The sequence below is a fragment of the Micromonospora sp. NPDC049139 genome, assembly GCF_055586845.1.
Genome location: NZ_JBVJHK010000039.1, coordinates 1 through 18213, shown reverse-complemented (window position 1 = coordinate 18213; position 18213 = coordinate 1). Strand labels below are relative to the sequence as shown.

The window sequence follows — 18213 nt, the reverse complement described above, 5'->3', positions numbered from 1 at the left end:
GGGCCGCCGTTCCGACGATCATCTGCCGTCGGCAGAACGCCGGGTGGCGCGGAGCCGGTGATGGCCCGGAGTCCCTGGCGGGGACACCGGGCCACCATCGTCGCGCGGGCGACGCCAGGACCGGCCCGGTCAGCCGACGGCGGCCAGGTCGGTCAGCCGGGCGAGCGAGTCCTCCAGGTCGGCGCCGACCCTGCGCAGGCCGAGGCGGAGCAGGGCGGCCTTGACCGGACCGGCGGGCCACCGGACGACGATGAGCCGCACGATCGTCCCGCCCTCCTCCTCGTCGTCGGCGGTGAGCTGGACGTAGATCTCGGTGCGCGCCTCCGCCCGGGCACCGGCGCCCTTGGCGCGTTCGCGCCAGCCGATCAGGGTCGGCTCCTGGTAGGCGATCACCTCGGCCTCATGCGCCGCGCCACGGCCGGCCTGGACCAGTTGTCGCCGCCCGAAGCCCTCTCCCGAGAGCACCTCGGCCGCACGGACCCCCGCCAGCCAGGCCGGCAACTGCTCGGCCCGCTGCACGACGTTCCAGACCGCTTCCACTGGCGCCATCACGTGCGCACTGCGTTCCACGAGGATCATTTCCGTCTTTCCTCCAGTGAGGACATCCCACGATATCGGCACTCTATGCGCAAATTCGGACTTACCTGGACGGGTTCGGAAAAAGACACGCCGAAATCCATTGCGCTGCGGCGTCGTACGGCCTATGGCGCATCGCCCGGCCGGCCCCTAGAGTCGCGAGCACGATTCACGTACGACGGGAGGGCGCATGTCGACCGCAGCGATGCCCGAGTTCCCCGCCGGATTCCGCTGGGGAGTGTCCACCTCCGCCTACCAGATCGAGGGCGGCGTCGGCGAGGACGGGCGCGGCCCGTCCATCTGGGACACCTTCGCCCACGACCCCGGCCGCGTCGCCGACGGCAGCACCGGCGACGTGGCCTGCGACCACTACCACCGGCACGCGGAGGACGTCGCGCTGCTGGCCGGGCTGGGCGTCTCGGCGTACCGCTTCTCCGTCGCCTGGCCCCGGGTGCGGCCCACGGGCGACGGTCCGGTCAACGCCGCCGGGCTGGACTTCTACGACCGGCTGGTCGACGACCTGCTGGCCCACGACATCGACCCGGTCGCCACCCTCTTCCACTGGGACCTGCCCCAGCCCCTGGAGGACGCCGGCGGCTGGCTCGCCCGGGACACCGCCCACCGGTTCGCCGAGTACGCCGACGCCACCGCCGCCCGCCTCGGCGACCGGGTGAAGCTCTGGATCACCCTCAACGAGCCGTTCATCCACCTGAGCCTCGGCCACGGCACGGGCGAGCACGCCCCCGGACGGACGCTGCTCCTCGACGCGTTCCCGGTCGCCCACCACCAGCTCCTCGGGCACGGCCTCGCCGTCGCGGCGCTGCGGGCACGCACCACGAGCCCGGTCGCCATCGCCAACAACTACTCGCCCGTGCGGCCGGCCGGCGACAGCGACGCCGACCGGGCGGCGGGCGCGGCGTACGAGGCGTTGCACAACCGGCTCTTCACCGACCCGCTGCTCGGCCGCGGCTACCCGGTCGGGCTCGGCTTCGACGAGACCGTGGTGCGCGACGGCGACCTGGCCGTCGTCGCCGCCCCGATCGACGTGCTCGGGGTCAACTACTACAACCCGACCGGCGTACGTGCCCCGGGCGAGGGCTCGCCGCTGCCGTTCGAGCTGGTGCCGCTGGACGGGTACCCGCGCACCGCGTTCGACTGGCCGGTCGCCCCCGACGGGCTGCGCGAGCTGCTCGGCTGGCTGCACCGCACGTACGGCGACGACCTGCCGCCGATCCAGGTCACCGAGAGCGGCTGCGCGTACGACGACGTGCCCGACGCCGACGGCCGGGTGCACGACCCGGAACGGATCGCGTACCTCGACGGGCACCTGCGCGCGGTGCGCGCCGCGATGGACGAGGGCGTGGACGTGACCGGCTACTTCGTCTGGTCCCTACTGGACAACTGGGAGTGGACGGAGGGCTTCACCAAGCGCTTCGGCCTGGTGCACGTCGACTTCGACACGCAGGCCCGTACGCCCAAGTCCTCATTCGCCTGGTTCCGCGACCTGATCAGCCGGCCGTGACCACCGTCGACCCGACGCCCGGGTCGCTGCCGGCGGCGCTCGCCGAACCGACCGTGCCGGTCCGCCGGAGCTGGGTTGCGCTGGTCTTCGCCGCGAACCTCGGGGTCTGGATGGCGTTCTTCACGCCGATCCAGGTGCTGCTGCCGCAGCAGGTGGAACGGATCGCACCGGCCGACAAGGAGGGCATGCTCGCCGTGGTCACCGGGTTCGGCGCGCTCGCCGCGGTGCTCGCGAACCCCCTCGCCGGGGCGCTGTCGGACCGGACCTGCCCGCGGCTGGCCGGGCGGGAGTTCGGCCGCCGGCACGTCTGGACCGCCGGCGGCGCGGTGCTCGGCGCGGCGGCCCTGGTGCTGCTGGCCCAGCAACGCACCGTCGTCGGGGTCGCGCTCGGCTGGGTCGCGGCCCAGGTCTGCTTCAACGCGATGCTGGCCAGCCTGACCGCCGCCGTGCCGGACCGGGTGCCCGTCGCCCAGCGGGGCGGCGTCTCCGGCTGGGTCGGCATCCCCCAGGCGCTGGGGCTGGTGCTCGGGGTGGTGCTGGTCACCGCCCTGGTCACCGGCACCGCCGCCGGCTACCTGGCGGTGGCGGCGGCGATGCTGCTGTTGTCCCTGCCGTTCGCGCTGCTCACCGCCGACGATCCGCTGCCCCGGGCGCACCGCCCGGCGCTGCGACCGCGCGCCCTGCTCGCCGCGATGTGGGTCTCGCCCCGTCGCCACCCCGACTTCGGCTGGGCCTGGATCACCCGGTTCCTGGTCCAGCTCGGCAACGCGCTCGGCACGCTCTACCTGCTCTACTTCCTCACCGACGAGGTGCGCCACGCCGACCCCGAGGGCGGCCTGCTGGTGCTGATCCTGCTCTACACCGCCGGCCTGGCGGGCACCGCCGTGGTGGCCGGCCGACTGTCGGACCGGACCGGCCGGCGGAAGGTCTTCGTGATCACCGCCGGCGGGATCATGGCGGTCGCCGCGCTGCTGCTCGCCGTCGCGCCGGTCTGGCCGGTCGCGGTGGCCGCCGCGCTGCTGCTGGGCGCCGGCTACGGGGTCTACCTGTCGGTCGACGCCGCGCTCATCACCCAGGTGCTGCCGGCCGCCGCGGACCGGGCCAAGGACCTCGGCGTCATCAACATCGCCAACTCCGCCCCGCAGGTGCTCGGGCCGGCCATCTCCGCCCCACTCGTGGTGCATCTCGGCGGCTACCCCGCGCTCTACGCGGTCACCGCCGCGGTCACCGTGCTGGGCAGCGTCCTGGTGCTGAAGATCCGCTCGGTCCCCTGAGGTGCAAGGAAGGGCCCCTTGCAATCGCCTGGCGATTGCAAGGGGCCCTTCCAAACTCGGTCGCGCGCCGCCGTAGGCTGGGGGCGTGACGGTACGTGTACGCTTCGCCCCTTCCCCGACCGGTATGTTCCACGTCGGCGGCGCCCGCTCCGCGCTGCAGAACTGGATCTACGCCAAGCAGCAGGGCGGGGTGTTCGTGCTCCGCATCGAGGACACCGACGCGGCGCGCAACAAGCCGGAGTGGACCGAGGGCATCCTCTCGGCGCTGGACTGGATCGGCATCGAGCGCGGCAGCTACGAGGGCCCCTACTTCCAGTCCCAGTACGCCGGCGAGCACCGGGCCGCCGCCGCGCGGCTGTACGAGTCGGGCCGGGCGTACTACTGCGACTGCACCCGGGAGGCCGTGCAGGCGCGCACCGGCTCGCAGTACCAGGGCTACGACGGCTTCTGCCGCGACCGCGGCCTGACACCCGGCGAGGGCCGCGCCCTGCGCTTCCGCACGCCCGACGAGGGCGCGACCGTGGTGGTCGACCTGATCCGCGGCGAGCCGACGTTCGAGAACAAGCTGATCGAGGACTTCGTCATCGCCCGGGGCGACGGCTCGCCGGTGTTCCTGCTGGCCAACGTGGTCGACGACATGACCATGGGGATCACCCACGTGATCCGGGCCGAGGAGCACCTGCCCAACACGCCGAAGCAGCAGCTGCTCTGGGACGCCCTCGGCGTCAAGCCGCCGGTCTGGGCGCACGTGCCGGTGGTGGTCAATGAGAAGCGGCAGAAGCTCTCCAAGCGGCGGGACAAGGTGGCCCTGGAGGCGTACCGGGACGAGGGCTACCTAGCCGCGGCGATGCGCAACTACCTGATGCTGCTCGGCTGGGCGCCCTCCGGCGACCGGGAGATCGTCCCGTGGTCGGTGATCGAGGAGGAGTTCCGGCTGGCGGAGGTCAACCCCTCGCCGGCGTTCTTCGACGAGAAGAAGCTGCGCGCGTTCAACGGCGAGTACATCCGGGCGCTGCCGGTCGAGGAGTTCGTCGAGGCCTGCCGGCCGTGGCTGACCGGCACCGGCACGATCGCCCCGCCGCCGTGGCAGCCGGAGGAGTTCGACGCGGACGCCTTCGCGGCCGTGGCCCCGCTGGCGCAGACCCGGATCGCGGTGCTCAGCGAGATCGTGCCGAACGTCGACTTCCTCTTCCTCGCCGCGCCGCTGGTCGACGAGGCCGCCTGGGCCAAGGCGATGAAGGAGGGCTCGGCGGAGCTGCTGGACGCCGCCACGGCGGCCTTCGAGGGGCTGGAGTCCTGGGACGCGGAGACGCTGAAGTCGACGCTGGAGGCGGTCGGCGCCGAGCGCGGCCTCAAGCTCGGCAAGGCCCAGGCGCCGGTGCGCGTCGCGGTCACCGGCCGCACGGTCGGGCTGCCGCTGTTCGAGTCGCTGGAGGTGCTCGGCCGCGAGCGCACCCTGAGCCGGCTGCGGGCCGCCCGGGTCCGCCTCGTCTGACGTCGGCAGCCGTACCGTCAGCGCCCGGGCCGGTCCGACCGGCCCGGGCGCTGGCCTGTCGGGCCGGCGGTGACGGTCAGCGGCGGGCGGAGCGGCGGCGGAGCAGCAGGCCCGCCGCGAGGGCGGCCAGCGCCACGGCGCCGCCGAGCGCCCACAGCCAGCCCCGCCCCGCCGCGCCGTCGCTCCGCCCGGCCGTCGGCACCGCAGCCGCCGTCGCGCCGCCACCCGTCGGGACGGGCGCGGCCGAGGTCGGCGCCGCGGAGCCGGTCGGCGACGGTACGGCCGACGCCGGCGCGGTCGGACCGGTCGACGGGGGCGGTTCGGCGGGGGTGCCGGTGGTGAGGGTGAACCGCACCTCGCCGGAGACCGGGTGCCCGTCGCTGGACGCCAACCGGTAGCCGACGACGTACAGCCCCGCCCTGCCGGGGGTGAACGGGATGCTGACCCGGGAGCCGGAGAAGGTCGGCGGGCCGCCCGACGCGACCACGTTGTCCGGCCCGGTGACTGTGATCTTCGTCGTGCCCGGGTCCGGCTTGGCCAGGAACCGGAGTTCGATCCGGGTCGGCGCCTCGGCCACCCGGGCGCCGTTGCGCGGATCGCTGCCGGTCAGCGAGTTGTGCGCGGCGGCCGGCGCGGCCGGCAGCGCCAGCGACACACCGAGCGCCACGCCGACCACCACTGGCCAGGTACGCGCCGCACGTGGGACCCTGCCCCCCATGAACCCCTCCGTAAAGGTACGATCCGCCCGCTGATCATCGGCTACCGCTCATTTGTCGGGCCCAGATCGCAGATAGTTCCAATTACTGTTCCACGAGCTGCAACCGATCGACGTTCTGCGGAGTCTTGAGAGTGGGCACCCGATGTGTGCGGGTTCGGTCACTCCGTCGGCCAGGCAACGCGTGACCTGCAGCAAGCCATCCATCGAACGGGGCGAGGAGGCGGCGATGGTCCGGACGATGCGGCGACTGGTCGCGGTGCTGGCGGGCGGGCTCGCGGCGACGGTCCTGTCGCTCGGTCTCGCCGGGGCGGCGAAGGCGGCGCCGAAGCCGCCGCCCGCCGGCGTGGAGATCACCGGCGAGGGCCTGGCCGAGCCGCTGCGGCTGCACGCCGACGCCCACCCGGCGCACGTCGTGGCGGTCATCGACCAGGTCAACTTCCTCGGCCGCACCGGGCAGGCCCGTGGCCCGAAGGCGGCCGACCTCGGTCCGAAGTACACGGTCGTGGTGTTCGCCGGCGACGTTCCGAAGCAGACGTACGACCTCTACCCGAAGGCAGTCGGCGGTCCGCGGGTCTACCGGCCCGCCAAGCAGCCCGACTCCCGCAAGACCGCCGCGGGGTGGTTCCTCGGCCGGCTCAGCATGTCGGAGACGCTCCGCACCGCCGGTGTGCCGCTGGAGCGGCAGTTCGACACGGTGAGCGGCGGCGTCGGCGGCGGCGAGCGGGTCATCCCGGAGGACGCGCTCGACCCGGCGAAGGGCATCGACGAGGCGCTCGGCGAGTTGCAGCGGCTGCTGCTGCTCAACGTGGCGGTGGTGCTGGTGATCACGTCCGGTCTCGCCGGGATCGCGCTGCTGGTCCGCCGGCGCACCCGCTGACGGCCCGCCCCCGCCGCCCGCACCGCCCCTAGGCCCGCCGTCGCCCGACCGGCCCGTCGTGGGCCGCCCGTGGGGTCAGCACCAGCGGCGTGGCGGTCGCTCCCGGCGGACGACACGGTGCCGGGGGCGGACCGGGCCGTGCCGGTGCGCGCCGGCCCAACCGGGCAGGTCGCTGCGGCAGCCCTGCGGCGCCGCCGGCTCGACCTCGCCGGGCAGGGCCGCCTCGGCGGCACGCTGCCGGGGCACCGGGGCGTCCTCGTCGGCGCGCTCCGCCGCACGGCCAGGGGGCTCCGGCGCATGGGCCGGGAACCCGCCGGGCAGCCGGCGGTGATGCTTGGCCGCCGCCTGCTGGTCGTGGTGGCCCGTCCGGCAGGGCTCACCCTGGGCGCAGCCGTGCTCGGCCTCCCCGTGCGCCATCCGGTCTCCTCACGCTCGCCACGCCCGCCGGGGTCGCCCGACGTGCCCTGTCACCGTACTGGCCGGCGCCGACGGGCCGTGCAGCCGGACCCGGGTCAGCGCCGCGCCCGGCGCGGGAAGATCGTCTCCCAGACCGGGAAGGCGACCAGCCAGATGACGATGGCGAGGGAGAGCCTGCCGATCCAGTTCGTCAGCTCCCGGGTCCGCTCGGCGTCGTCGACCCAGACGATCGCCGCCCCGAGCAGCGCGCAGGCGATCGCCCACCCGAGCAGGCCCTTGCCCCACTCCCGCCACTCGTGCCGGGTCCGCGCCCACCCGTGCCGCGGCGGCTTGACCGGCGGCGGGCCGCCGGCGAAGCGGTGCGCGAAGCGCTGGTCGGCCCAGCGGACCATCGAGTGCCCGAAAGCCACCGAGAAGCCGAGGTACGCGGCGGCCAGGCCGTGGGTGACGTCCGCGGTGGCGCCACGCCGCAAATCCAGCGCGCTCGCCGCGAGCAGCACCAGGTCCACCAGCGGTACGCAGACCAGCAGCGCGGCCCCCAGCCGCGGCCGGCGCAGCGGATACCGCGCGACCAGCCCGGCGGCGAGCACCACCCAGAACCCGATCTCGCAGGCGACGATGATTCCCAGCAGCATTCCTGCCCCTCCCCGTTCGTGCCCCACCACCCTGCCCCGCCCCGGACGCGCAACCCTCACCGCCGAAGACGAGATCTCCCTCCCTCCTTCGACGGACCCACCCTCACCGGCACCGGCCGGGCCGGGCGGCGTACATCTTTTGGTGGGGGCAGGGCGGGGCGGGCTCCTCCGGCGGTCGGAGCCCGGGCGGCGGTCGGTGTGGTGGGATCGGGGCCATGCGAGCGCCGACCTGGCTCGGGCCCGGCACCGCCGGCCGGGACCTGATGCTCGCCGCCGCGTCCCTGGCCGGCGGCGCGGTCATGTACGCCCTGGGCACGCAGCCGCAGCTGCCCTGGGAGCCGGGCCCGCCGGAGCCGCTGTTCCTGCTGCCGCTGGCGGCTGCCTGCGTGGCGGTGGGCCTGCGCCGGGTCGCCACCCGCACCAGCCTGGCCCTCGGCACGGTGGCGGTGGTGGTCGACCTCGCGATGGGCGGCTCGCTGGCGACCGTCCTCGTCTACACCCAGGTCCTCTACGACGCGTGCGTGTTCGGTTCGGCGCTGACCTGGCGCTGGCTGCTGCGGGTCATGGTCGGGCTGAGCGTGCTCGGCACGGCGGCGGGGGTGCTGCTGACCGGTGACTGGCGGGGTGTGGGCCTCGGGATGCCGTTGGTGCTGGCCGGGGTGCTGCCGGTGCTCACCGGGATCAGCGTGCGGCAGTACCGGGACCAGGCGGCGGCCGAGCGGGCCCGGGCCGAGCAGACCGCGCGGTTGGTGGAGCTCGACCGGCGGCAGGCGGTCGGCGCGGAACGGGCCCGGATGGCCCGGGAGCTACACGACGTGATCGCCAACCACCTGAGCGCCGTGGCGATCCACGCCACGGCCGTGCTCTCCGTGCCGGGACTCGACCGGGCGCAGGTCCAGTCGGCGCTGCGGGTGATCCGGGAGAACAGCGTGCAGGGCCTGGCGGAGATGCGGCAGATGATCGGCCTGCTCCGGGAGCCGGCGGAGAGCGGGCCGGCCGTCGACGCGACGGACGAGACGACCCGGGCTCGGCTGAGCGAGGTCGACGGGCTGGTCGACCGGGCTCGCGCCGCCGGGCTGGCGGTGCGGGTGACCCGGCGCGGCGATCCCCGCCCGCTGCCGGTCGGGGTGGACCTGGCCGCGTACCGGATCGTGCAGGAGTCGCTGACCAACGCGCTCAAGCACGGCGGCGGCGAGGCCGACCTGCTGGTCGCGTACGAGCCGGCGGGAGTGGTGGTGGGCGTGGACAACCCGGTGGGCGCCGGCGGTGGCGCGCCGAGCGGCGCGGGGGCCGGCCTGGTCGGGATGCGGGAGCGGGCGGTGCTGCTCAACGGGCGGTTCGCCGCCGGCCCGGCGCAGGGCCGCTGGCGGGTACGGGTGGAGCTGCCGACGGGCGGGGCGGCATGAGGGGACGGGACGTGTCATGGCCGAGGTGATCCGGGTGCTGCTCGCCGACGACCAGCCGGCGGTGCGGGCCGGGCTGGCGCTGATCCTGGCCGGCGCGCCCGGCGTCACCGTGGTGGGCGAGGCCGACGACGGCGCGGAGGCCGTCCGGTTGTGCCGCGAGCTGCGGCCCGACGTGGCGGTCATGGACGTGCGGATGCCCCGCCTGGACGGCATCTCGGCCACCCGGGAGATCGTCGCCGACCGGCTCGCCGACGTGCTCGTGCTCACCACCTTCGACCTCGACGAGTACGTCTTCGGCGCGCTGCGGGCTGGCGCGGCGGGCTTCGTCCTGAAGGACACCGACGCCGAGGGGCTGGTGGCGGCGGTGCGGACGGTCGCCCGGGGCGAGGGATTCATCGCCCCGGCGGTGACCCGCCGGCTGATCACCGCGTTCGCGGCGACCGCCCCGGCCGCCTCCGGGGCGACCCGGGCGGCGGTGGACGCGCTGACCCCGCGGGAGCGGGACGTGCTGGCCTGCCTCGGGCTCGGGCTGTCCAACCAGCAGGTCGCCGACCGGCTGGCGATGGCGGAGAGCACCACCAAGACCCATGTCAGCCGGATCCTCGCCAAGCTGGACCTGCGCAGCCGGGTGCAGGCCGCCATCCTGGCCCAGGAGCTGGGGCTGCCCGCTCCCCCGCCCGCCTGACCCGACCCGCCGGCCCGCCCGGGTCACCGCCGAGCGCGGGCCGCCCGGAGTGAAGGTCCAGGTCGGGACGTGTCAGGCTGGAGCAGTGAGCGAGCCGGGCGGTACGGAGCTGTCGGCCACGCTGCGCCGGATCGAGCGGGCGGCGGGGGCGCTGGCCACCGCCAGCGTGGCCCGGATGGACGAGGCCCTGCCGTGGTTCCGCGACCTGCCCGCCGACCACCGTTCCTGGGTGATGCTGGTGGCCCAGGCCGGCGCCCGGTCGCTGGTGCAGTGGCTGCGCGACGGCGGCGGCACGGCGGACAGCACCCAGGAGGTCTCCGACGAGGTCTTCGCCACCGCGCCGCAGGCGCTGGCCCGCTCGATCAGCCTCCAGCAGACGGTGGCGCTGATCAAGGTGATGATCGACGTCGTCGAGGAGCAGGTCTCGCACCTGGCCGCGCCGGGCGAGGAGCAGCAGTTGCGCGAGGCGGTGCTGCGGTTCTCCCGGGAGATCGCCTTCGCCGCGGCCCGTGCGTACGCCCGGGCCGCCGAGTCCCGCGGCTCCTGGGACGCCCGGTTGCAGGCGTTGCTGGTGGACGCGCTGCTGCGGGGCGACTCGCCGGACGTGCTGGCCAGCCGCGCGGCGGCGCTCGGCTGGGCGGACGCCCCGCCGGTGGCGGTGGCGGTCGGCCGCTCCCCCGGCGGCGAGGTCTCCGCCGTGCTGCACACCGTGCACCGGCAGGCCCGGCGCATCGGCGCGGAGGTGATCGGCGGGGTGCACGGCGACCGGCTGGTCATCGTGCTCGGGGGCGCCGCCGATCCCGTCGCCGCCACCGTCAAGCTGCTCGGCGCGTTCGGCGACGGGCCGGTGGTGGTCGGCCCGGCCGTGCCGAGCCTGGACGAGGCGACCGAGTCGGCCCGCGCCGCGCTGGCCGGCTTCCGGGCCGCCCCCGCCTGGCCGACCGCGCCCCGGCCGGTGCCGGCGGGCGACCTGCTGCCGGAGCGCGCGCTGGCCGGTGACGCGGAGGCGCGCCGGCGGCTGCGGCACGACGTCTACGCCGCGCTCGTGCGGGCGGGTGGCGAGTTGCTGGAGACCCTCGACGCGTTCTTCGCGGCCGGCGGCACGCTGGAGAGCGCCGCCCGCGCCCTCTTCGTGCACCCGAACACGGTGCGCTACCGGCTGCGGCGGATCGCCGACGTGACCGGCTTCTCGCCGCTCACCGCGCGGGACGCGTTCGCCCTCCAGGTGGCGCTCACCGTCGGCCGGCTCGACCCGGTGGTCCCGGTGGTCCCAACCCAGACAATGACCCCAGCCGTCAGGAAAACATCACAGTCGGGTGACGATCACCGCCGATCTTTGTAGGAACCCTCCAAAGGTTCTAGTGCGGTTTGGTCGAGGGCGGCACAGCGCTACCCGCGCGTATCCGGGAGAGTCATAGACGTGCTCGCCGTACTCTCTCCCGGCCAGGGTTCCCAGAAACCCGGCTTCCTGACCCCCTGGCTCGACCTGCCCGGCGCCGAGGCCCGGCTGCGGTGGTGGTCGGCGATGGCCGGGGTCGACCTGGTGCACCTCGGCACCGCGGCCGACGCCGACGAGATCAAGGACACCGCCCGCACCCAGCCGCTGCTGGTCGCGGCGGCGCTGCTCGCGGCCGAACACCTGCCGATGCACGACGTCACCGTCACCGCCGGCCACAGCGTCGGCGAGCTGGGCGCGGCGGCGCTCGCCGGGGTGCTGCCCGCGGAGGCGGCGATCACCCTCGCCGGCGTACGCGGCCGCGAGATGGCCGCCGCCTGCGCGCTGGAGCCGACCGGGATGGCCGCCGTGCTGGGCGGGGAGCCCGACGACGTGCTCGCCACGATCGCCGCGCACGGGCTGCACCCGGCCAACCGCAACGGCGCCGGCCAGTTCGTCGCCGCCGGCGCGGTCGCGGGCCTGGAGAAGCTCGCCGCCGAGCCGCCGACCAAGGCCCGGGTGATCCGCCTCAAGGTGGCCGGCGCCTTCCACACCCCGTACATGGCCCCCGCCGAGGCGGCGCTCGCCGCCGTCGCCGCCGGGATCACCCCCGCCGACCCGACCCGGATCCTGCTGTCCAACATCGACGGCGCCGCGGTCGACCACGGGCGCGACATGGTGCAGCGCCTGGTCCGGCAGGTCACCGCGCCGGTGCGCTGGGACCTCTGCATGCGCACGCTGGCCGACCTCGGGGTGACCGGAGTGATCGAGCTGCCCCCGGCGGGCACCCTCGCGGGCCTGATCAAGCGGGAGCTCAAGGAGAGCGGCCTCCCGGAGATCGTCACCCTGAACACCCCGGACGACCTGCCCGCCGCACGGGACCTGATCGCCCGGCACGGGATGGCGCCGAGCCACGAGCCGACCATGCAGTTCCGCGTGGTGGTGGCCCCGTCGGCCGGCACCTTCGAGCCGGCGGAGGGCCTCGCCGAGGGCGACACGCTCGACACCGGGCAGGTCGTCGGCCACATCGCCACCCGGCAGGGCCCCGTCGAGGTGCCCGCCCACGCCAGCGGGGTGCTCACCGAGTGGCTCGCCCACCACGACGACCCGGTCGCGCCGGGCCAGCCGCTCGTTCGCATCGGAGGTCACGCATGACCGGCAGCCGGATCCTCGCCATGGGGCACTACCAGCCCTCCCGAGTGGTCACCAACGACGAGATCGCGCAGCTGGTGGAGACCAGCGACGAGTGGATCCGCGACCGGGTCGGCATCGTCACCCGACGGATCGCCGACGGCGAGTCGGTCACCGACATGGCCGCCGCCGCCGCCGGCAAGGCACTGGCCAACGCCGGCCTCACCGCCGCCGACATCGACCTGGTCGTCGTTGCCACCTGCAGCGCCGTCGACCGCAGCCCGAACGTCGCCTGCCGGGTCGCCGCCAAGCTCGGCATCACCGCGCCCGGGGCGTACGACATCAACACGGCCTGCTCCGGTTTCGCCTACGCGCTGGGCACGGTGGACCACGCCGTCCGGGCCGGCGCCTCGCGCAACGCCCTGGTGATCGGCGCGGAGAAGCTCTCCGACATCGTCGACTGGACGGACCGCTCCACCTGCATCATCTTCGCCGACGGCGCGGGCGCCGCCGTGGTGACGGCCACCGCCGAGGACGAGCCCGCCGGCATCGGCCCGGTGGTCTGGGGCTCGGCCCCGGAGAAGAGCGACGCGGTACGCATCGAGGGCTGGCGCCCGTACATCCAGCAGGAGGGGCAGTCGGTCTTCCGCTGGGCCACCACCGAGCTGGCGCCGCTGGCCCGGCAGGCGTGCGAGCGCGCCGGGGTGGACCCGTCGGAGCTGGCCGCCTTCGTGCCGCACCAGGCCAACGCCCGGATCATCGACGGCATCGTGAAGCGGCTCGGCATCCCGAACGCGATCATCGCCAAGGACATCGTCGAGTCCGGCAACACCTCGGCGGCGAGCGTGCCGCTGGCCCTGTCCAAGCTGGTGGAGCGGCGGGAGGTGCCCTCGGGCGCCCCGGTGCTGCTCTTCGGCTTCGGCGGCGGCCTGACCTACGCCGGTCAGGTCGTCCGCTGCCCCTGAAGCCCCTCCGGCGCGCCAGCGCCGGGGAGTGACGGCCGGCGTCGTCGGCCGTCGAGTGAAACCGATGAGAGGAACCAAACCGCAATGACCCGTGACGAGATCACCGCCGGCCTCGCCGAGATCCTCGAAGAGGTTGCCGGGGTGAACCCGGACGACGTGGCCGAGGGGAAGTCCTTCACCGACGACCTGGACGTCGACTCGCTCTCCATGGTGGAGGTCGTGGTGGCGGCCGAGGAGAAGTTCGGCGTCAAGATCCCGGACAACGAGGTGCAGAACCTGAAGACCGTCGGGGACGCCGTCAGCTACATCGAGGCGCAGTCCTGATCATGGCGCACACCGACGTCGTCGTCACCGGGCTCGGCGCGACCACCCCGCTGGGCGGGGACGTCGCGTCGACCTGGGACGCCATGCTCGCCGGCCGCTCCGGGGTGAGTGCCCTCACCCAGGAGTGGGCCGAGCAGCTGCCGGTCCGGATCGCCGCCCAGCTCGCGGTGGATCCGGCCGGCCTGCTCGACCGGGTCAAGCTGCGCCGGCTGGACCGTTCCGAGGCGATCGCGATCATCGCGGCGCAGCAGGCCTGGGCGGACGCCGGCCTGGCCGACTCCGGGCTGGACCGGGAGCGGCTGGGCGTCAGCGTCGGCTCGGGCATCGGCGGCGCGCTGACCCTGCTCGCCCAGGACGACATCCTGGAGGCGTCCGGGCCGCGGCGGGTCTCCCCGCACACCATCCCGATGCTGATGCCGAACGGCCCCGCCGCCTGGGTGGGGCTGGAGCTGGGCGCGAGGGCGGGGGTGCACTCGGTGGCCAGCGCCTGCGCGACCGGTGCGGAGGCGATCGCGCTCGGCCTGGACATGATCCGCGCCGGCCGCGCCGACGTGGTGGTGGCCGGCGGCACCGAGGCGGTCATCCACCAGCTGCCGATCGCCGGCTTCAGCTCGATGCGGGCCATGTCGACGCGGAACGACGAGCCGGAGCGGGCCTCCCGGCCGTGGGACAAGGGCCGCGACGGCTTCGTGCTCGGCGAGGGCGCGGGCATCCTGGTGCTGGAACGCGCGGACCACGCCGCCGCCCGGGGAGCCCGGATGTACGCGCGCCTGGCCGGGGCCGGCATCACCTCCGACGGCTACGACATCGTGCAGCCGCACCCGGAGGGGGAGGGCGCGATCCGGGCCATCGCGAAGGCGATCGCCGACGCGGACGTCGCCAGGTCCGACATCACGCACGTCAACGCGCACGCCACGTCGACCCCGGTCGGTGACGTGGCGGAGATCAAGGCGCTGCACGAGGCGCTCGGCGACCACCCGGTGCTGTCCTCCACCAAGTCGATGTCCGGTCACCTGCTGGGTGCGGCGGGCGCGCTGGAGTCGATCGCCACCATCCTGGCGATCCGCGACAGTGTCGTGCCCCCGACGATCAACCTCGACGACCCGGACGACGGCCTCACCCTGGACGTGGCCGCGAACAAGGCGCGCCACATGGACATCCCCGCCGCGCTGAACAACTCGTTCGGCTTCGGCGGGCACAACGTGGCTCTCGTCTTCACGCGGGCCTGAGACCACAGCCTTGGAGGCTCACGTGACCACCACCGCCGTTGGTGCGGACACTTCACCCGTCGTGGACCACCGAGATCCGGAGTTGCGGCTGCGGGCGCTGTTCGATGCCGGTTCGTTGCGGTTGATGGTGCCCCGGGACACCTCCGGCGTCCTGTGGGCGCGGGGCGAGATCGACGGCACGCCGGCGGTCGCGTACGCGACCGACGCCACGCGGATGGGCGGCGCGATGGGCACCGAGGGGTGCCGGCACGTCGTGGACGCCATCGACACCGCGGTGCGGGAGCGGGTGCCGGTGCTGGGGTTGTGGCACTCGGGTGGGGCCCGGCTGGCCGAGGGCGTGGTGGCGCTGGACGCGGTGGGTCAGGTGTTCGCCGCGATGGTGCGCGCGTCGGGGCGGGTGCCGCAGATCTCGGTGGTGCTGGGGCCCGCGGCCGGCGGCGCGGCGTACGGGCCGGCGTTGACCGACATCGTGGTCATGAGCGGGGCCGGACGGATCTTCGTGACCGGTCCGGAGGTGGTACGCAGCGTCACCGGTGAGCAGGTCGACATGGAGCGGCTGGGCGGGCCGGAGCCGCACGGCCGCCGCTCCGGGGTGGTCCACGTGACGTGCAAGGACGACGAGTCGGCGCTGGCCGAGGCGCGCAAGCTCGCCGCGCTGCTGGGACGCCAGGGTCGGCTGTCGCCCGACGACGTGGCGGTGGAGGGTGACCAGGGCCACGACCTGGCGGCGAAGATGCCGGTGGAGACGAACCGGGCCTACGACGTCAAGCCGGTGGTCAAGGCGCTGCTGGACGCTCCCGGGGTGGAGCTGCACGCCAAGTGGGCGCCGAACGTGGTGACCACCCTGGGCCGGTTCGCCGGCCGCACCGTCGGGGTGATCGCCAACAACCCGCTGCGCCTGGGCGGCTGCCTCGACGCCTCCAGCGCCGAGAAGGCGGCCCGGTTCGTGCGGATGTGCGACTCCCTCGGCGTGCCGCTGATCGTGCTGGTCGACGTGCCCGGCTACCTGCCTGGCCTCGGCCAGGAGTGGGACGGCGTGGTGCGCCGCGGCGCGAAGCTGCTGCACGCCTTCGCCGAGGCCGTCGTGCCCCGGGTGACCCTGGTGACCCGCAAGGCCTACGGCGGGGCGTACATCGCGATGAACTCCCGCTCCCTCGGGGCCACCGCCGTGTTCGCCTGGCCCCACGCCGAGGTCGCCGTCATGGGGGCCAGCGCCGCGGTCAACATCCTGCACCGCAAGAAGCTCGCCGCCGCCCCCGCCGAGGAACGCGAGGCGCTGCGCGCGCAGCTGATCGAGGAACAGACCCGGGTCGCGGGCGGCGTCAACCGCGCCCTGGAGATCGGCGTGGTCGACGACGTCATCACCCCCGCCGAGACCCGTCGCCGCATCGCCGAGGCCCTCGCCGCCGCCCCGGCGGCCCGGGGCGCGCACGGCAACATCCCGCTGTAGTCGCACGTACCGTCGAGGGGCCCGCGCTCACCCGAGCGCGGGCCCCTCGCGTCGCTCAGCCCCGGTTACGTGGGTGCCGGCGGGCGGTCCGCTCGTTGCCCCGGCGGTAGTTGCCGGTCCACCGGGCCATCGCGAGCTGCGGGTCGTCCTCGACCTCCGCGAGGAACTCCGCCGCCCGGCCGCCGCGCAACGTGCCCGCCACCCGCCCGTGGTGGGTGATCACCACGGTGCCGTCCGACCGCTCGGCGTACGCGAAACCCTGTGCCGTTCCCATGTGCGCAGAGCGTGCCAGGCGCGGCGGGCGACCGCGAGCCCGTTTCCGGGTTGACTCTCCAGCGGCTGGAGACAGGAGGCTCTTCGACGTGGACGACCGCACCGACCTGTTCACCATCGGGCAGCTCGCCCGGCGGACCGGCCTCTCGGTCCGGACCATCCGCTTCTGGTCCGACCTGGACCTGTTGCCCCCGACCGGCCGGTCGCCGGGCGGCTACCGGCTCTACGACGCGGCCGCCGTGGCCCGGCTGGAGCTGCTGCGCTCCCTGCGCGAACTGGGCATCGGCCTGGACGACGTACGCCGGATCGTGGACCGCCAGTCCACCGTCCGGGACGTGGCGCAGGCGCACGTCCGGGCGCTGGACGCGGAGATCCGGACGCTGCGGCTGCGCCGGGCGGTGCTGCGGTCGGTCACCCGACGTGGCAGTACGACCGAGGAGTTGAGACTCATGAACGACCTGGCCCGCCTCTCCGCCCGGGAGCGGCAGCGGATCATCGACGACTTCGTGGCCGAGGTTTTCGACGGCGTCGACGTCGACCTGGGTGCCGGCCTGGCCCAGGCCATGCGGGCGCTGCCGGCGGACCTGCCGGACGAGCCCACAGACGAGGAGGTGGACGCCTGGCTGGAGCTGGCCGAACTGGTGGCCGACCCGGACTTCCGCCGTCGGGTACGCGAGATGGCGGTGGCCGGGTCGGCCGACGCGACGGCGCCGCCGCCGGAGCCGATGCCGTCGGTCGAGCCGGCGCGTGCGGCGCTGGCCGCCGGGATCGACCCGGCGTCGCCCGATGCTCGGGCGGTGCTCGACGAGATGGTGGACCCGACGCTCACGCCGGACCAGCGCCGGGCGATGGCCGACGGGATCGCCGCCTTCACCGACCGGCGGGTGGAGCGGTACTGGCAGCTGATCGGCGTGCTCAACCGGCGGGAGCCGTTCCCGCCCGCGGTGCCGGCCGTGGAGTGGCTGGTCGCCGCGCTGCGCGCGGCCCACTAGGTCAACCGGGTTGACGCGGGCCGTCCGCCCCGCTTTGATGGGCCGGCTCTCATCGTCAACGGGGAATGGACACATGGAACGACGTACCCGCACCGCCGTGCTCGCGGCGCTGACGATCGCGCTGACCGGCGCCTGCGCCGACGCGAAGGAAACACCGTCGGCCGGCGGCTCGCCGTCGGCGTCGGCCGCGCCGAGCACCACCGCCTCGCCGGTGACCCCCGGCCCACCCTGGCACGACGAGGTGGCCGCCGCGGCCGCCGGCACCACCGTCGGCCAGAAGGGCACGCCCTGCGAGCTGCCGATCACCTTCTCGCTGCCGGCCAGGTGGAAGGTCGAGGCGGTGCAGGGCTCGGCGGAGTTCGGCGAGCCGACCGTCGGCAAGGCCAGGATGCTGTGCGAACTCGACGCCCGGCCGACCGGCGAACTCGGGTTCCTCCGGGTCTGGCGGGTCGACGGGGTCGCCGGCGGCGCCGAGGAGCACCTGAAGCACTTCGTCGAGGCGTACGCGCCGAAGGCGACGGGCGCGCAGTACCGGCGGCTGCGGGCCGGCACGCTCGACGCCGTCGAGGTGAGCTACACGGCGGACGGCGACACGGACCGGGCCATCGCGTTGTCCTCCCTCTACGGCCCGATCGTGTTGAGCCTGGACGCCCCGGACCCGGAGGACCTGCTGCCGGCGTACCAGCTGGTGAAGCAGTCGGCCCGGATCAACCGCGACTGATTCCCTATCGGGGATCGGCTGTCAAGGTGCTGGCTGGCTTGACGGTGTAGGTCGGCTGGTTGGACGATCGCTGGTGGGGGAGGTCGCC

General features: G+C 74.6%; 18 protein-coding genes and 1 pseudogene. 14 read left to right on the top strand and 5 right to left on the bottom strand.

The features are described 5' to 3' along the window. Positions 1–129 precede the first annotated feature (129 nt). Entirely contained in the window at positions 130–579 is a 450-nt protein-coding gene (locus ACZ6Q9_RS33215) for an SRPBCC family protein (protein ID WP_350707749.1), read from the bottom strand. Between the two features lie 187 nt (positions 580–766). On the opposite strand from ACZ6Q9_RS33215, the gene ACZ6Q9_RS33210 reads away from it, so the two are divergent. The 3 genes from ACZ6Q9_RS33210 (at position 767) to gltX (ending at position 4867) form a co-directional block, all read left to right on the top strand. After that, positions 767–2098: a GH1 family beta-glucosidase gene (locus ACZ6Q9_RS33210; RefSeq protein ID WP_396831233.1), complete on the top strand. Its 1332-nt coding sequence runs from the start codon at positions 767–769 to the stop codon at positions 2096–2098. Next, positions 2095–3372 carry an MFS transporter gene (locus ACZ6Q9_RS33205; RefSeq protein WP_393460540.1) on the top strand — a complete coding sequence of 426 codons (1278 nt, stop codon included), beginning with the start codon at positions 2095–2097 and terminating at the stop codon, positions 3370–3372. Before ACZ6Q9_RS33210 ends, ACZ6Q9_RS33205 begins: the two co-directional genes overlap by 4 nt. Before the next feature lie 85 nt (positions 3373–3457). Continuing rightward, on the top strand, positions 3458–4867 hold the full coding sequence (gene gltX, locus ACZ6Q9_RS33200; protein ID WP_363704116.1) for a glutamate--tRNA ligase: 1410 nt from the start codon (positions 3458–3460) through the stop codon (positions 4865–4867). A 76-nt stretch (positions 4868–4943) separates the two neighbouring features. Here the strand turns inward: gltX and ACZ6Q9_RS33195 are convergent, their stop codons facing one another. Beyond that, complete coding sequence (locus tag ACZ6Q9_RS33195; RefSeq protein ID WP_393263142.1) at positions 4944–5585, bottom strand: copper resistance protein CopC; 642 nt, start codon at positions 5583–5585, stop codon at positions 4944–4946. A 226-nt stretch (positions 5586–5811) separates the two neighbouring features. On the opposite strand from ACZ6Q9_RS33195, the gene ACZ6Q9_RS33190 reads away from it, so the two are divergent. After that, a complete protein-coding gene (locus ACZ6Q9_RS33190; RefSeq protein WP_393263144.1) occupies positions 5812–6462 on the top strand; it encodes a hypothetical protein in 651 nt (216 codons plus the stop codon). Positions 6463–6537: 75 nt separating this feature from the next. On the opposite strand, the gene ACZ6Q9_RS33185 is transcribed toward ACZ6Q9_RS33190, so the two are convergent. Both ACZ6Q9_RS33185 and ACZ6Q9_RS33180 read right to left on the bottom strand, forming a co-directional pair. Beyond that, positions 6538–6879 (bottom strand): hypothetical protein, encoded by a 342-nt coding sequence (locus tag ACZ6Q9_RS33185; protein ID WP_396831236.1) that lies wholly within the window; start codon positions 6877–6879, stop codon positions 6538–6540. 95 nt (positions 6880–6974) lie between these two features. Continuing rightward, complete coding sequence (locus ACZ6Q9_RS33180) at positions 6975–7514, bottom strand: hypothetical protein (RefSeq protein WP_393263148.1); 540 nt, start codon at positions 7512–7514, stop codon at positions 6975–6977. A gap of 215 nt (positions 7515–7729) precedes the next feature. On the opposite strand from ACZ6Q9_RS33180, the gene ACZ6Q9_RS33175 reads away from it, so the two are divergent. The 8 genes and pseudogenes from ACZ6Q9_RS33175 to ACZ6Q9_RS33140 all read left to right on the top strand — a co-directional run bounded on the left by ACZ6Q9_RS33175 (position 7730) and on the right by ACZ6Q9_RS33140 (position 16139). Continuing rightward, positions 7730–8920, top strand: a complete 1191-nt coding sequence (locus tag ACZ6Q9_RS33175) for a sensor histidine kinase (RefSeq protein ID WP_393460552.1) — start codon at positions 7730–7732, stop codon at positions 8918–8920. A gap of 16 nt (positions 8921–8936) precedes the next feature. After that, complete coding sequence (locus tag ACZ6Q9_RS33170) at positions 8937–9605, top strand: response regulator (protein WP_393263151.1); 669 nt, start codon at positions 8937–8939, stop codon at positions 9603–9605. 64 nt (positions 9606–9669) lie between these two features. Continuing rightward, positions 9670–10947, top strand: a pseudogene (locus ACZ6Q9_RS33165) (PucR family transcriptional regulator); the annotation flags it as partial. 78 nt (positions 10948–11025) lie between these two features. Then, positions 11026–12195: an acyltransferase domain-containing protein gene (locus tag ACZ6Q9_RS33160; protein WP_393263153.1), complete on the top strand. Its 1170-nt coding sequence runs from the start codon at positions 11026–11028 to the stop codon at positions 12193–12195. Next, positions 12192–13136 carry a beta-ketoacyl-ACP synthase III gene (locus ACZ6Q9_RS33155; RefSeq protein ID WP_357450886.1) on the top strand — a complete coding sequence of 315 codons (945 nt, stop codon included), beginning with the start codon at positions 12192–12194 and terminating at the stop codon, positions 13134–13136. The genes ACZ6Q9_RS33160 and ACZ6Q9_RS33155 overlap by 4 nt, the downstream gene beginning before the upstream one ends. Positions 13137–13220: 84 nt before the next feature. Further along, positions 13221–13460, top strand: a complete 240-nt coding sequence (locus ACZ6Q9_RS33150; protein WP_007072348.1) for an acyl carrier protein — start codon at positions 13221–13223, stop codon at positions 13458–13460. A gap of 2 nt (positions 13461–13462) precedes the next feature. Then, positions 13463–14689, top strand: a complete 1227-nt coding sequence (gene fabF / locus ACZ6Q9_RS33145) for a beta-ketoacyl-ACP synthase II (protein WP_396831240.1) — start codon at positions 13463–13465, stop codon at positions 14687–14689. 10 nt (positions 14690–14699) lie between these two features. Further along, complete coding sequence (locus tag ACZ6Q9_RS33140; RefSeq protein WP_466021471.1) at positions 14700–16139, top strand: acyl-CoA carboxylase subunit beta; 1440 nt, start codon at positions 14700–14702, stop codon at positions 16137–16139. Positions 16140–16194: 55 nt separating this feature from the next. On the opposite strand, the gene ACZ6Q9_RS33135 is transcribed toward ACZ6Q9_RS33140, so the two are convergent. Next, positions 16195–16413, bottom strand: a complete 219-nt coding sequence (locus ACZ6Q9_RS33135; protein WP_393263158.1) for a hypothetical protein — start codon at positions 16411–16413, stop codon at positions 16195–16197. A gap of 88 nt (positions 16414–16501) precedes the next feature. On the opposite strand from ACZ6Q9_RS33135, the gene ACZ6Q9_RS33130 reads away from it, so the two are divergent. Both ACZ6Q9_RS33130 and ACZ6Q9_RS33125 read left to right on the top strand, forming a co-directional pair. Continuing rightward, positions 16502–17404: a helix-turn-helix domain-containing protein gene (locus tag ACZ6Q9_RS33130; protein ID WP_393460561.1), complete on the top strand. Its 903-nt coding sequence runs from the start codon at positions 16502–16504 to the stop codon at positions 17402–17404. 73 nt (positions 17405–17477) lie between these two features. After that, positions 17478–18125 (top strand): lipoprotein, encoded by a 648-nt coding sequence (locus ACZ6Q9_RS33125; protein ID WP_393263161.1) that lies wholly within the window; start codon positions 17478–17480, stop codon positions 18123–18125. Positions 18126–18213: the final 88 nt, after the last annotated feature.

Bases quoted from the DNA above. Each gene is read 5' to 3' on its own strand.
- ACZ6Q9_RS33215 (WP_350707749.1), bottom strand. From the start codon at position 579: ATGATCCTCGTGGAACGCAGTGCGCACGTGATGGCGCCAGTGGAAGCG.
- ACZ6Q9_RS33210 (WP_396831233.1), top strand. From the start codon at position 767: ATGTCGACCGCAGCGATGCCCGAGTTCCCCGCCGGATTCCGCTGGGGA.
- ACZ6Q9_RS33195 (WP_393263142.1), bottom strand. From the start codon at position 5,585: ATGGGGGGCAGGGTCCCACGTGCGGCGCGTACCTGGCCAGTGGTGGTC.
- ACZ6Q9_RS33190 (WP_393263144.1), top strand. From the start codon at position 5,812: ATGGTCCGGACGATGCGGCGACTGGTCGCGGTGCTGGCGGGCGGGCTC.
- ACZ6Q9_RS33185 (WP_396831236.1), bottom strand. From the start codon at position 6,879: ATGGCGCACGGGGAGGCCGAGCACGGCTGCGCCCAGGGTGAGCCCTGC.
- ACZ6Q9_RS33180 (WP_393263148.1), bottom strand. From the start codon at position 7,514: ATGCTGCTGGGAATCATCGTCGCCTGCGAGATCGGGTTCTGGGTGGTG.
- ACZ6Q9_RS33175 (WP_393460552.1), top strand. From the start codon at position 7,730: ATGCGAGCGCCGACCTGGCTCGGGCCCGGCACCGCCGGCCGGGACCTG.
- ACZ6Q9_RS33170 (WP_393263151.1), top strand. From the start codon at position 8,937: ATGGCCGAGGTGATCCGGGTGCTGCTCGCCGACGACCAGCCGGCGGTG.
- ACZ6Q9_RS33155 (WP_357450886.1), top strand. From the start codon at position 12,192: ATGACCGGCAGCCGGATCCTCGCCATGGGGCACTACCAGCCCTCCCGA.
- ACZ6Q9_RS33150 (WP_007072348.1), top strand. From the start codon at position 13,221: ATGACCCGTGACGAGATCACCGCCGGCCTCGCCGAGATCCTCGAAGAG.
- fabF (WP_396831240.1), top strand. From the start codon at position 13,463: ATGGCGCACACCGACGTCGTCGTCACCGGGCTCGGCGCGACCACCCCG.
- ACZ6Q9_RS33135 (WP_393263158.1), bottom strand. From the start codon at position 16,413: ATGGGAACGGCACAGGGTTTCGCGTACGCCGAGCGGTCGGACGGCACC.
- ACZ6Q9_RS33125 (WP_393263161.1), top strand. From the start codon at position 17,478: ATGGAACGACGTACCCGCACCGCCGTGCTCGCGGCGCTGACGATCGCG.